This window comes from Martinezella tropici, assembly GCF_008370325.1.
Taxonomy (GTDB): domain Bacteria; phylum Pseudomonadota; class Alphaproteobacteria; order Rhizobiales; family Rhizobiaceae; genus Rhizobium; species Rhizobium tropici_B.
In genome coordinates, this window is record NZ_VNIP01000018.1 from 64,939 (window position 1) to 77,941 (window position 13,003).

Here is a 13,003-nt window from a genome sequence, read left to right on the forward strand (position 1 = left end):
GACCATCATGCCAATCAGGCAGTTCCGCCCCTTTATGGCACTGGAGCCGCACGATATTCTTTGACCTCAGCCCGAAGCGCCTATATCGAAGGCGACATGACGGGCAAACGGCCAGCCGATGCGTCTTTTGGATGCGTGAGGCGCGGCAGAATTGAAAAGAGCGCATAGGCTTTTGTGAATCCCATTCGATCCGAAGGGATATGCGCGACACCGAGTGACGGACGTAAGATGAAATTTCTCGATGAAGCAAAAGTCTATATTCGCTCAGGCGACGGCGGCGCAGGCAGCGTCTCCTTCCGCCGTGAGAAATTCATCGAATTCGGCGGCCCGGATGGCGGCGACGGCGGCCGCGGCGGCGATGTCTGGGTCGAGGCTGTCAACGGCCTCAACACGCTGATCGATTTCCGCTATCAGCAGCATTTCAAAGCCACGATCGGCACGCACGGCATGGGCAAGAACCGCGCCGGCGCCAAGGGCGAAGACGTGACGCTGAAGGTGCCTGTCGGCACGCAGATCTTCGAAGAAGACGGCGAAACCCTGATCTGCGACATCACGCAGGAAGGCCAGCGCTTCCGTCTCGCAGCCGGCGGCAATGGTGGCTTCGGCAACGCCTATTTCAAATCCTCGGTCAACCAGGCGCCCGATTGGGCCAACCCCGGCCTGCCGGGCGAAGAAAAGACCATTTGGCTGCGGCTGAAGCTGATCGCCGATGCCGGTCTCGTCGGCCTGCCGAATGCGGGAAAATCGACGTTTCTCGCGGCCGTCAGCCGCGCCCGGCCGAAGATTGCCAACTATCCGTTCACAACGCTGCATCCCAATCTCGGCGTCGCCACCATCGACGGCCAGGAATTCATTCTCGCCGATATCCCCGGCCTGATCGAAGGCGCCCATGAAGGCGTCGGAATCGGTGATCGCTTCCTCGGCCATGTCGAGCGCACCCGCGTGCTGCTGCATCTGGTCTCCGCCCAGGAAGAAAAGGTCGGCAAGGCCTACAAGACCGTGAAGCACGAGCTTGAAGCCTATGGCAACAGCATCCCCGACAAGCCTGAAATCGTCGCTCTCTCGCAAATCGACGTGGTCGACGAAGAAACGCTGAAGAAGAAGACTCGCGAACTGGCGCGCGCCTGTGGCAAGACGCCGTTCCAGATTTCCGCCGTCACCGGTCGCGGCATGACGGAAGTGCTGCGCGCGCTGCGCGACGTCATCGTCGAAGCCAATGCCGGCGAAGCGGACAAGCCGGCAAAGTCGCCGAAAGTACGGCATCGCGACATGCAGGCCGCCGACGATGAAGACGCTGACGAGCGTCTTAGTGAAGACGGGGATCATCAGGGATGACTGCCCGCAAGCCGCTCGACCGCTACCGCCGCATCGTCATCAAGATCGGCTCTGCCCTCCTGGTCGATCGCAAGACCGGCTTGAAGAAATCCTGGCTCGACGGCATGTGCGCCGATATCGCCGCGCTGAAGGCCAAGGGCATCGATGTACTGGTCGTCTCCTCGGGCGCGATCGCGCTCGGCCGCTCCGTGCTCGACTTGCCCTCCGGCGCATTGAAGCTCGAGGAAAGCCAGGCGGCAGCGGCCGTTGGGCAGATCTCGCTAGCCCGCGCCTGGTCGGAAAGCCTGTCGCATGACGATATCGTTGCCGGCCAGATCCTGCTGACGCTCGGCGATACCGAGGAGCGCCGCCGTTACCTCAACGCCCGCGCCACCATCAACCAGCTTCTGAAGATCGGCGCCGTGCCGATCATCAACGAGAACGATACGGTCGCGACCAGCGAAATCCGCTATGGCGACAATGACCGCCTCGCCGCGCGCGTCGCCACCATGACGGGCGCCGATCTGCTGGTACTACTGTCAGACATCGACGGGCTCTATACTGCGCCGCCGCATCTCGACCCGCAGGCGAAATTCCTCGATACGATCGCCGAGATCACGCCCGAGATCGAGGCCATGGCCGGCGGTGCCGCTTCCGAGCTGTCGCGCGGCGGCATGCGCACCAAGATCGATGCCGGCAAGATTGCGACCGGCGCCGGCTGCGCCATGATCATTGCCTCAGGCAAGACAGACCGGCCGCTGAACGCGATCGAAAGCGGCGCCCGTTCCTCCTGGTTTGCGCCGTCAGGCACGCCCGTTACCGCCCGCAAGACCTGGATTGCCGGGCAGCTGCAGCCGGCCGGCGAATTGCATGTCGACGATGGCGCGGTGACCGCGCTTGGTGCCGGCAAGAGCCTGCTGCCCGCCGGCGTGCGCCGCGTCGTCGGTCATTTCGGCCGCGGCGACACCGTCGCCGTTATCGGTCCCTCCGGCCGCGAGATCTCCCGCGGCCTTGTCGGCTACGATGCCGAAGAGGCCCGCCAGATCACCGGCCGCAAGTCGGCGGAGATCGAGGCAATCCTCGGCTATGCCGGCCGCGCCGCCATGGTGCATCGCGACGACCTCGTCATGACCGCTTCCGTCAAGGCGAAGGCCGAGAAATCGAAGAAGGATGAAGCTCATGCTTGATGCTGTCGCACAAAGCCCCGACATCGATGCGCTGATGAACGATATCGGCCGCAAGGCCCGGGCTGCGTCGCGACCATTGGCCTTCGCCTCCACGGAGAGCAAGAACAAGGCCTTGAATGCCATGGCGGATGCCATTCTTGCCCGCAAGGATCATATCCTCTCCGAAAACGCTAGGGATCTGAAAGACGTTGAAGGCACGGATATGCTCGCCTCCTTCGTCGATCGCCTGACGCTGAATGATAAGCGTATCACCGAGATGGCCGACGGCATTCGCGCCATCGCCGCCCTCCCCGATCCGGTCGGTGAAGTCATCGCCGCCTGGGATCGTCCGAACGGCCTGAAGATCGAGCGCGTGCGTACGCCGCTCGGCGTCATCGGCGTCATCTTCGAAAGCCGGCCGAATGTGACGGCCGATGCCGGCGCGCTATGCCTGAAAGCCGGCAATGCCGTAATCCTTCGCTGCGGCAGCGATTCGCGCCGCTCCTCGCAGGCGATCCACGATTGCCTGGTCGAAGGATTGAAGGCGGCTGGCCTGCCGGAATATGCCATCCAGCTCGTGCCTGTCAGCGACCGCGCCGCCGTCGGCGCCATGCTGCGTGGTCTGGAAGGCAATATCGACGTCATCGTGCCCCGCGGCGGCAAGAGCCTCGTCGCCCGCGTTCAGGCCGAGGCACGCGTACCGGTCTTTGCCCATCTCGAGGGCCTCTGCCACGTCTATGTCGATGCTTCGGCCGATCTGGAGATGGCGAAATCCATCATCGTCAACGCCAAGATGCGCCGCACGGGCATCTGCGGCGCTGCCGAAACGCTGCTGGTCGACAAGAAGGTCGCTTCCACCCATCTGAAACCGCTGCTTGACGGGCTTGCGACGGCGGGCTGCGAAATCCGTGGCTCCGCCGAGGTGCTGCAGCTCGTTCCCGGCCTCAAAGCGGCAACGGAAGAGGATTGGACCACGGAATATCTGGCCGCGATTATCTCTGTCGCGCTGGTCGAGGGCATTTCCGGCGCGATTGCCCATATCGGCAAATATTCGTCGAACCATACCGAAGCCGTGATCGCCGAAGATCCCGCAATCGTCGAACGCTTCTTCACCGAGATCGACTCGGCAATCCTGCTGCACAATGCCTCGACGCAATTTGCCGACGGCGGCGAATTCGGCATGGGCGCGGAAATCGGCATCGCCACCGGCAAGATGCATGCGCGCGGGCCTGTTGGCGTCGAGCAGCTCACCTCCTTCAAATATCGCGTTCGCGGCACCGGACAGATACGGCCCTGACGTGCTGACAGAAGAGGTCGATCAACGCTATCTGCGCATGCCCCATGCCGAGCGCGGCATGGTGGTCGGCCTTTTTGGCGGCTCCTTCAATCCGCCGCATGAAGGCCACGCACTCGTGGCCGAGATCGCCATCCGCCGGCTCGGCCTCGATCAGCTCTGGTGGATGGTGACGCCGGGCAACCCGCTGAAGAGCCGCAATCACCTTGCGCCGCTCGCCGAACGCCTCGCGCTCAGCGAACAGCTTCTCCACGATCCGCGCGTCAAGGTGACGGCGTTCGAGCAGACGCTGGGCATGAGCTATACGGCCAATACGCTAGCGCATGTGAAGGCGCGCAACAGTCATGTCCATTTCATCTGGATCATGGGTGCAGACAGCCTGAATACGTTCCACCGCTGGCAGAAATGGCAGGAAATCGCCCGTACCTTCCCGATCGCCGTCATTGACCGGCCGGGATCAACGCTGTCCTATCTCTCGGCCAAGATGGCGAAGACCTTCCATTATGCGCGTGTCGACGAGGATGACGCCCGCGTGCTCTGGAAGAAGCGGGCGCCGGCCTGGACCTTCATCCACGGACCGCGATCGGCGCTCAGCTCGACAGCCTTGCGCGCCGCACAATAGTCGACACGAATTCCTGGCCAAAATTTCTGGGAAGAGCTTAAAAATAAAAAGCCCGACGCGGGAGGAGGTGCGTCGGGCTTTTGAACCTGATCAGCAACTGGGAGGAGGAGAGTTGCTGATCCATATCGAACGGCATTGGGAGGAGGAGATCGCCGTTTCGATGATTATGTTTTAGCAGATTTTACCGCTTAATAAATGGCCGATTGCGCAATGCAGCAATGCAATAGAAGCATGGCTCTGAAAATTTTCTGCCCAAAAAACGCTTCTTTTCCAAATTTCTCGCGATTTAATTTTCATTGTTGGAATTACTTAGGCGAAAGAATGACACCGGATCCCACGGTTCGTAACGTTACGTCTTGTTTCGTGAGCGTTCGCCAATCTGCTGGGCGAATCCAGTCATGCATTTTTGTAATGCCCGAAGTCACTCGTATGCGCTGCGGCACGGAAAATCCATAGAATTCGTAAGGTTACGCTGCACCAAGGCGATATATTTTTACAAACACATCCCTAGCCAAGCTTCGCGCGTCGTTATATCTGTCGAAATATGTCGATATCTTTGGGGAGAAATAAAATGGCCACCAGCCGACGCCGATGGATCAAGCTTGCAACCGCCGCCGCTTCCGCCGTGTGGCTCTGCCTTTCGACCGCACCTGTGCCGGCATTCGCTGCTGATAAGATCGTCGTTTTTGCAGCCGCCAGCATGAAAAACGCGCTCGACAATGCCGACGCTGCCTTCGCCAAGGAAACCGGCAAGGAAGTGACCGTCTCCTATGCGGCCAGCGGCCCGCTCGCCAAGCAGCTTGAAAACGGCGCCCCGGCCGATGTCTTCATCTCCGCCGACACCAACTGGATGGACTATGTCGCCGGCAAGAAGCTGATCAAGGACAACAGCCGGGTGAACCTCCTCGGCAATAAGCTCGTTTTGGTCGCTGCCAAGGACAAGGCGAGGCCGGTTGAGATCAAGCCGGGCTTCGATCTCGCTGGCCTGCTCGGCGATGGCCGCCTGGCGATCGGCCAGCCGGAATCGGTGCCGGCAGGCAAATATGGCAAGACGGCGCTGGAAAAGCTCGGCATCTGGGCTTCCGTCGAAAAGAAGGTTGCTGGCGCTGAAAGCGTGCGTGCAGCCCTCGCGCTGGTATCCCGCGGCGAAGCGCCCTACGGCATCGTCTATCAGACAGATGTCTCGGCCGATCCGGGCGTTGCCGTTGTCGGCACCTTCCCGGCAGACAGCCACCTGCCGATCGTCTACCCGATCGCAATTACCAGCAGCAGCAAGAACCCGGATGTGCAAGCCTATTTTGACTATCTGAAATCGGCTAAGGCTGTTCCGTTCTTCGAGCATGAGGGCTTCACGATCCTGAAGCAGTGAGCGTCATCACCGCAAGTCAGGCATGAAAGTTCAATCATCAGGCTCGCCGACCCATGGCGGGCCTGAGATGTTTTAAGGGGCGGATATTTGGAAGCGTTGGGTTTGAGCAGCGACGAATGGACGGCCATAGAGCTGAGCCTGCGCGTTTCCATTGTCGCCATGCTGGTAAGCCTGCCCTTCGGCATTGTCGCCGCGCTCTTGCTTGCGCGCGGCCGGTTCTGGGGCAAATCGGTCCTCAACGGCGTCATCCATCTGCCGCTGATCCTGCCGCCAGTCGTCACCGGCTTCATCCTGCTCATCCTCTTCGGCCGCAAGGGGGCGATCGGGTCTTTGCTCGACCAATATCTCGGTATCGTCTTCTCGTTCCGCTGGACGGGTGCTGCACTTGCTTGCGGCGTCATGGGCTTCCCGCTGATGGTCAGAAGCATCCGCCTGTCGGTCGAGGCCGTCGACCGCAAGCTGGAAGAGGCGGCCGGCACGCTGGGCGCCAGCCCTATCTGGACCTTCCTGACGGTCACCCTGCCACTGATCCTGCCTGGCATCATCGCCGGCATGATCCTCTCCTTCGCCAAGGCGATGGGCGAGTTCGGCGCCACCATCACCTTCGTCTCCAACATTCCCGGCGAGACACAGACCCTGTCTTCGGCCATCTATACCTTCACCCAGGTTCCGGGCGGCGATGCCGGTGCCATGCGGCTGACCATCGTCGCCATCGTCATTTCCATGGCGGCGCTGCTCGCTTCGGAATTCCTTGCCTATCTCGCCGGACGGAGGGTGGATTTCGAATGACGCTTTCGGTCGATATCCGCCATCGCCTCGGCGCCTTTTCGCTGGAGGCCGCATTCACCTCCGATGGCGGCGTAACCGCCCTTTTCGGCCGCTCCGGGTCCGGCAAGACCTCGATCGTCCGCATCATTGCCGGCCTCATCCGGCCCGATCACGGCCGCGTCAGCCTCGACGAAACGGTGCTTGCCGACACCGGCAGGCAGATCTTCGTGCCGCGCCACCGCCGCCGCTTCGGCTATGTCTTCCAGGAAGCGCGCCTGTTTCCGCATCTTTCGGTGCGGCAGAACCTCAATTACGGCCGCTGGTTCGCTCCCCGCAACGAGCGCGGCGAAAGCTTTGACGGCGTCGTCGATCTTCTCGGCATCGGCGCGTTGCTCGACCGCAGACCAGCCACGCTCTCCGGCGGCGAAAAGCAGCGCGTCGCGATCGGCCGCGCCCTGCTTTCCTCCCCACGGCTCCTATTGATGGATGAGCCGCTTGCTGCACTCGACGAAGCCCGCAAGGCGGAGATTCTCCCCTATCTCGAGCGGCTGCGCGACGAGACCAGGATACCGATCATCTATGTCAGCCACTCGATGGCCGAAGTGGCGCGGCTCGCCAACCGCGTCGTCGTCATGCGCGACGGCAGGGTCGAGACGATCGGTGCCGCTGTCGATATTTTCAGCCAGCTATCCGGCCCGCTGGCGGCCGATCGCCGCGAGGCCGGCGTGCTGCTGGAGGGCCGCGTGGAATCGATGGACGACCGGCATCACCTGACCACTATCGCCCTGAAGACTGCGAAACTCGTCGTGCCGGGTCAGGCGGCGGCTGTCGGCAAGGCCCTACGCGTCCATATCCCTGCCCGCGACGTCATGCTGGCGACGGCGCGGCCAGAGGGTCTCAGCGCCCTCAATATCCTCGACGGTGAAGTACTGGAGATCGGTACGGCCGCGGACGGAACGGCGGAGGTCAGGGTCGATTGCGGCGGCGACACGGTGCTTGCACGCATCACGCAATTCTCCGCCGAGCGGCTGGGATTGCGCATCGGCCTGCCGATCCATGCGGTCATCAAGACCGTGGCACTCGAACATTAATCAGGATTTTTCCGAAGAAGCCTCGACTGAACTTCGATTGGCTTCGAGCCAGTTCAGGTCGTCGGCAATGGCGGCGCGCAAGGTCGTTTCCATACCGCGGAAGCGCCGCAGCAACTCCTCGCCGAACGGTGTCAGGGCTGCGCCGCCACCCTTCTGCCCACCGCGCTGGGATTCCACCACCGGCTCGCGAAACATGTGGTTCAATTCGCTGATGAGCAGCCAGGCCCGACGGTAGGACATATCCATGGCGCGGCCGGCAGCGGAAATCGAGCCGGTCTCCTGAATATGCTCGAGAAGTTCCATCTTGCCGCGCCCAAGCCGATCCTGCCCCGAAAAGCTGATGCGGAGGATGGGCTTCAACGGTGGCTGCGGAGCATCTGTCATAGCATCTGTAACGGTTTGGTCTCCCGAGAGCATGATGCCGAAAAGTGTGAGCAGTTTTCGGACGACATCGTGTTCTATCTATTTGATGCTAGCGCGGATTCAGATTTGAGGTCAATTCGACCTGAAATCCCGCTGGCCTATACGCGGCCTTCGCCTGCCTGTACATCCCGACGGGAATGGACAAGCGGCGATATCGGCCTATCTGATCTCCAATGTAAAAGACGCGTCCGCATGCAAACTCAGGGCAGGAACGGGGATTGTACGGGAGTTCGACTTTCGCGGGGAAGGGAGACACTATGCCGGCCTATATCATCTCCGACGTCACGGCGAGGGATGTCGAAGCTTTCGAGACCTACCGAACCCGCGCTGCCGCCTCCATAGGCCAATATGGCGGCCGCTATCTGGTCCGCGGCGGTCCGATCGAACAACTGGAGGGCGATTGGTCGCCGCGAGCCCTCGTCATCGTGGAGTTTCCCGACCTCGAGCGGGCGAAGGCCTGGTATCGTTCGCCGGAATACGCAGCTGCGCTCGACATTCGCGACAAGGCTCTCAGCCGCAAGCTCATTCTTGTCGATGGAGTAGGCTCGGCAGCCTGATTTTTGGCCCTCGGCGCGAATATTCACCCATATCTGGTGCGAAAGAGCCCAATTCGGACACAAATCCTTGTCCTGAACGCCTCAAGATGGCCATTGGCGTCTTGAAACCTTAATGCTTTGGTGCCTATCTTTAGGGGGTGATCGACTCAGATCATCGATGTGCATGTTCTGTTACTCAAGGAAGGAAGAGCACTGACAACAGTACACGCCAAGGGAAGAACGCCTGTCGTTATCCCGAAGAGCTCGGAACGTGGCGCCGATGCCGCTGCCCGCGCCCTGCAAGCCGTCCTCGCAAGCCTCGAGGACTCCAAGGCCGAAAATATCGTCCCCATCGACATTGCTGGCAAGTCCGCGCTTGGAGACTACATGGTCGTCGTCTCCGGCCGATCGAACCGCCATGTCCTGGCGATTGCCGACCATCTCATGACCGATCTCAAGGACGAGGGCTTCGGCAATGCCCGCGTCGAAGGTCTCGATGGTGGCGACTGGGTGTTGATCGACACCGGCGATATCATCGTTCATGTCTTCCGACCGGAGATCCGCGAGTTCTACAACATCGAAAAGATGTGGGCAGCTCCCGATCTCGACGAAGGCACGCTGCACTAACCGACCCCGGACCGCTTTCCCGGCACCGGTCGGCAGCTTCACATCGCCGGACATGAGCTTCCGGCAAGAGTTTCGTTTTGTGCCGCCATGACGGCGGATATGGTTGGGAGCGGGAATGCGGATAGGTCTTTTCGCGGTGGGACGGTTGAAGGCCGGCCCTGAAAAGGATCTTGCGGCTCGCTATCTCGACCGTTTCGCCAAAGCCGGACCGGCGATCGGCCTGGAAATGGCACGCATGACCGAGGTTGCCGAAAGCCGCGCCTCCAACAGCGAGACCCGCAAGCGCGAAGAGGCGGGTCTGCTGCAGAAGGCGCATCCGGAAGGCGGCGTGCTTATTCTTCTCGACGAACGTGGCAAGGCGCTCGACAGCGAAGCCTTCGCCGCCATGCTCGGGACATTTCGCGATCAGGGCAAGCGCGACCTGACGATCGCCATTGGCGGCGCCGACGGCCTCGACCCATCCCTTTACGACAAGGCCGACCTGACCATATGCCTCGGCAAGCTGACCTGGCCGCACCAGCTGGTCCGCATCCTCATTGCCGAGCAGCTCTACCGCGCCGTCACCATCCTCTCCGGCCATCCCTACCACAGGGTGTAACCCTCTATCCCGCTTCGAAAACAGTTTGGCTTTCGGGCTTTTTGCGTTAACGAAACGCTCACACAGGCGTGTTTTGATTCCCGCCCTGAAAATGACGATGCTTCCTGGAGCATTTCCAGGAAAAGTGCGCAGCGGTTTTCCGTCCGGATGCGTAAAGAAACAAGAACATAGAGCGTTTTCGCAATTCGAAGAAAAGCGGCAACGCTCTAGCCGATCGCGGCAAATCAGCCTATTTTCACGCGATCCGAAGGGACCAGGCCCGAACCGACTGGATGAGAAAAGCCCAGCCCATGCTTTCCCGTCTTCTGCTGCCACCTCTGGCGGCATGTCTCGGTGTGGGCGCCTATGTGACCGGCCCTTTCCCTTTGCTGGACGTGGCCGTGGCGCAGGAGGCCGATACCACTGCACCGCAGGCGCCTGACGGTCGCGCCGCGACGACCGCATCGGCGCCGCCGGTGCAACAGGCTCCCGACCCGGCCGAGGATCTTGCCCGCAAGCGCGACGAAACCCGCGCCCAGCTGGACGAGCTGTCGAAGACGATCAATCTCTCCTCCGGCAAGACGAAAGAGCTGGAAGACGGCATCGCCTCCCTCGACAAGAGCACCACCAGCCTGCGCCAAGCACTGATCGACAGCGCCGCCCGCCGCAAGGAGCTGGATCGTAAGATCCAGCAGAGCGAGAAGACGCTGACGGACCTTGCCGTCAAGGAAGGCAAAATCCGCGCGTCCCTGCATGATCGCCGCGCCCTGCTGGCCGAAGTGCTGGGCGCTCTAGAGCGCATGGGCCGCAACCCGCCGCCTGCGCTGCTGGTGACGCCGGACGACGCACTCGGCTCTGTACGCAGTGCCATTCTTCTCGGCGCCGTCGTGCCGGGAATGCGCAAGGAGACGGACAAACTGATCGCCGATCTCACGGATCTCAGCAAGCTGCATGCCGACGCGGCGGCCGAAAAGGCGAGCTTCACCACCACCATGACCAACAGTCTGGAGGAGGAGCGGCGCATGGATCTGCTGATTGCCGAAAACGACAAACACAGCAAGGAGAATGCCGCCCAGCTCGGGGCCGAGCGCAAGCGCGCCGAGGAACTGGCAGGCCAGGCAACCAGCCTGGAAGGACTCGTCGCCTCGCTGGAAAGCCAGATCGGCTCGGTACGCGACGCCGCGGCTGCCGCGCGGGCGGAAGAGGCGCGCCGGGCGCAAATGACCGAACAGCAGCGCGAGCAGGCGAAGGCCCTCGCCGAGAACGGTGTGCCCGATAAAAACCGCATTACGCCCGCATATCCCTTCTCGGACCTTAAACAGAAGTTGGAGCTGCCCGTGGCGGGCGATACCCTCCGCCAGTTCGGCGACGACGACGGTACCGGCCATACGGCGATGGGGTTGACCATTGCGACGGGTCCGGAAGCGCTCGTCACGGCTCCTGCCGACGGCACGATTGTCTACGCCGGCGCGTTTCGCAGCTACGGTCAGATGATCATTCTGGATACGGGCGACGGTTATCACATGGTGCTGTCGGGAATGGACGCGATCAAGACGCGTCCGGGCAGATTTGTCTTCGCCGGCGAGCCGCTCGCCACGATGGGCCAAAAAAGAGTCGCGAGCGCGACCGCTTTGGCGCTGGAAACGGATCGGCCAACGCTTTACATTGAATTCAGAAAAGATGGAAAACCGGTCGATTCTCGGCCTTGGTGGACCTCCAAAGACACTGGAAAGGCACGCAATGATACGTAGGGCTTCTCTTGTTCTCGTCGGCGCATTGATGGGTGCGACCGCGATGGGCGTTATCTACTCGGCGGTAGCGCCGGCGGAAGCCGCTGGCACTTCCACCTACAAGGAGTTGTCGATTTTCGGCGACGTCTTTGAGCGCGTCCGCGCGCAGTATGTGACGCCGCCGCAGGAAGACAAGCTCATCGAAGCCGCCATCAACGGCATGCTGACCTCTCTGGACCCGCATTCGAGCTATATGAATGCCAAGGACGCCGAAGACATGCGCACCCAGACCAAGGGTGAATTCGGCGGCCTCGGCATCGAAGTGACGATGGACAACGACCTCGTCAAGGTCATCACCCCGATCGACGATACGCCTGCCGCCAAGGCCGGCGTTCTTGCCGGCGACTATATCACCGCGATCGACGGCCAGTCCGTTCGCGGCCTGAAGCTGGAAGACGCCGTCGAGAAGATGCGCGGCCCGGTCAAGACGCCGATCAAGCTCACCTTGATGCGCAAGGGCGCCGACAAGCCGATCGAACTCACCGTTATTCGTGACGTGATCGCCGTTGCCGCCGTCAAGTCACGCGAGGAAGGCGGCGATGTCGGCTATATCCGCATTATCTCCTTTACGGAAAAGACGACGCCGGATCTCGAAGCCGCGATCGCCAAGATCAAGAAGGATATCCCGGCCGACAAGCTGAAGGGCTATGTCCTCGACCTGCGCCTCAACCCGGGCGGCCTGCTCGACCAGGCGATCAATGTCGCCGACGACGTGCTCGAGCGTGGCGAGATCGTTTCCACGCGCGGCCGCAACCCGGATGAAACGCGCCGCTTCAACGCCACGCCCGGCGATCTGGCCGACGGTAAGCCGATCATCGTGCTCACCAACGGCGGCTCGGCTTCCGCTTCGGAAATCGTCGCAGGCGCCTTGCAGGATCTGCGTCGCGCCACCGTTCTCGGCACGCAGTCCTTCGGCAAGGGCTCCGTCCAGACGATCATTCCTCTGGGCGACGGCAACGGCGCGCTGCGCCTGACGACGGCGCTCTATTACACGCCCTCGGGCCGCTCGATCCAGGGCACCGGCATCACGCCTGACATCAAGGTCGACCAGCCGCTGCCGGATGATCTGAAGGGCAAGCTGACGACGGAAGGCGAATCCAGCCTGCCGGGCCATATCAAGGGCCAGAGCGAAACCGACAAGGGTTCCGGCTCTTCGGCCTATGTGCCGCCGGACCCGAAGGACGATATCCAGCTCAACTACGCGCTCGACCTGCTGCGCGGCGCCAAGACGGATCCGTCCTTCCCGCCGAACCCGGAAAAGGCAGTTTCCTCCAAGTAAGGAGATGGCGCCGGGCTGGAAACAGACCCGGCGCTTTCATAAACGGGGAGGGGATTTGCGTATCGTTCCGCTCTCCTCGGCCGAATGACATCGGCCTTGTTCAAAACAGCTCATGTTTTAGCACTTTGAGTGTTGCCGGCATCTTGC

The 13,003-nt window shown here is 61.6% G+C and carries 12 protein-coding genes and 1 pseudogene; 12 read left to right on the forward strand and 1 reads right to left on the reverse strand.

Going from position 1 to position 13,003, the window contains the following annotated elements:
- Window positions 1-228: 228 nt before the first annotated feature.
- The 7 genes from obgE to modC all read left to right on the forward strand — a co-directional run bounded on the left by obgE (window position 229) and on the right by modC (window position 7,624).
- A complete protein-coding gene (gene obgE, locus FP026_RS28525) occupies window positions 229-1,335 on the forward strand; it encodes a GTPase ObgE (protein ID WP_149637928.1) in 1,107 nt (368 codons plus the stop codon).
- Window positions 1,332-2,501, forward strand: coding sequence for a glutamate 5-kinase (proB, locus tag FP026_RS28530; RefSeq protein ID WP_149637929.1), 1,170 nt, complete (start codon window positions 1,332-1,334; stop codon window positions 2,499-2,501). Before obgE ends, proB begins: the two co-directional genes overlap by 4 nt.
- The gene (locus FP026_RS28535; RefSeq protein WP_149637930.1) at window positions 2,494-3,777 is read left to right on the forward strand and encodes a glutamate-5-semialdehyde dehydrogenase; all 1,284 of its coding nucleotides are present in this window, start codon (window positions 2,494-2,496) and stop codon (window positions 3,775-3,777) included. The genes proB and FP026_RS28535 overlap by 8 nt, the downstream gene beginning before the upstream one ends.
- Before the next feature lie 37 nt (window positions 3,778-3,814).
- Entirely contained in the window at window positions 3,815-4,396 is a 582-nt protein-coding gene (locus tag FP026_RS28540; protein WP_246665484.1) for a nicotinate-nucleotide adenylyltransferase, read from the forward strand.
- A gap of 571 nt (window positions 4,397-4,967) precedes the next feature.
- The gene (modA, locus tag FP026_RS28545; protein ID WP_149637932.1) at window positions 4,968-5,765 is read left to right on the forward strand and encodes a molybdate ABC transporter substrate-binding protein; all 798 of its coding nucleotides are present in this window, start codon (window positions 4,968-4,970) and stop codon (window positions 5,763-5,765) included.
- A gap of 87 nt (window positions 5,766-5,852) precedes the next feature.
- On the forward strand, window positions 5,853-6,554 hold the full coding sequence (modB, locus tag FP026_RS28550; protein WP_149637933.1) for a molybdate ABC transporter permease subunit: 702 nt from the start codon (window positions 5,853-5,855) through the stop codon (window positions 6,552-6,554).
- Window positions 6,551-7,624, forward strand: coding sequence for a molybdenum ABC transporter ATP-binding protein (modC, locus tag FP026_RS28555; RefSeq protein WP_149637934.1), 1,074 nt, complete (start codon window positions 6,551-6,553; stop codon window positions 7,622-7,624). Before modB ends, modC begins: the two co-directional genes overlap by 4 nt.
- Here the strand turns inward: modC and FP026_RS28560 are convergent, their stop codons facing one another.
- Window positions 7,625-8,008 carry a winged helix-turn-helix domain-containing protein gene (locus FP026_RS28560; RefSeq protein WP_149637935.1) on the reverse strand — a complete coding sequence of 128 codons (384 nt, stop codon included), beginning with the start codon at window positions 8,006-8,008 and terminating at the stop codon, window positions 7,625-7,627.
- A 296-nt stretch (window positions 8,009-8,304) separates the two neighbouring features.
- On the opposite strand from FP026_RS28560, the gene FP026_RS28570 reads away from it, so the two are divergent.
- The 5 genes and pseudogenes from FP026_RS28570 to FP026_RS28590 all read left to right on the forward strand — a co-directional run bounded on the left by FP026_RS28570 (window position 8,305) and on the right by FP026_RS28590 (window position 12,856).
- The gene (locus FP026_RS28570) at window positions 8,305-8,604 is read left to right on the forward strand and encodes a DUF1330 domain-containing protein (protein WP_149637937.1); all 300 of its coding nucleotides are present in this window, start codon (window positions 8,305-8,307) and stop codon (window positions 8,602-8,604) included.
- A gap of 163 nt (window positions 8,605-8,767) precedes the next feature.
- Window positions 8,768-9,210: pseudogene (gene rsfS / locus FP026_RS28575) on the forward strand (ribosome silencing factor).
- 115 nt (window positions 9,211-9,325) lie between these two features.
- Complete coding sequence (gene rlmH / locus FP026_RS28580) at window positions 9,326-9,808, forward strand: 23S rRNA (pseudouridine(1915)-N(3))-methyltransferase RlmH (protein ID WP_149637939.1); 483 nt, start codon at window positions 9,326-9,328, stop codon at window positions 9,806-9,808.
- Window positions 9,809-10,080: 272 nt separating this feature from the next.
- Window positions 10,081-11,538, forward strand: a complete 1,458-nt coding sequence (locus FP026_RS28585) for a murein hydrolase activator EnvC family protein (protein ID WP_149637940.1) — start codon at window positions 10,081-10,083, stop codon at window positions 11,536-11,538.
- Window positions 11,528-12,856 (forward strand): S41 family peptidase, encoded by a 1,329-nt coding sequence (locus FP026_RS28590; protein WP_149637941.1) that lies wholly within the window; start codon window positions 11,528-11,530, stop codon window positions 12,854-12,856. The genes FP026_RS28585 and FP026_RS28590 overlap by 11 nt, the downstream gene beginning before the upstream one ends.
- Window positions 12,857-13,003: the final 147 nt, after the last annotated feature.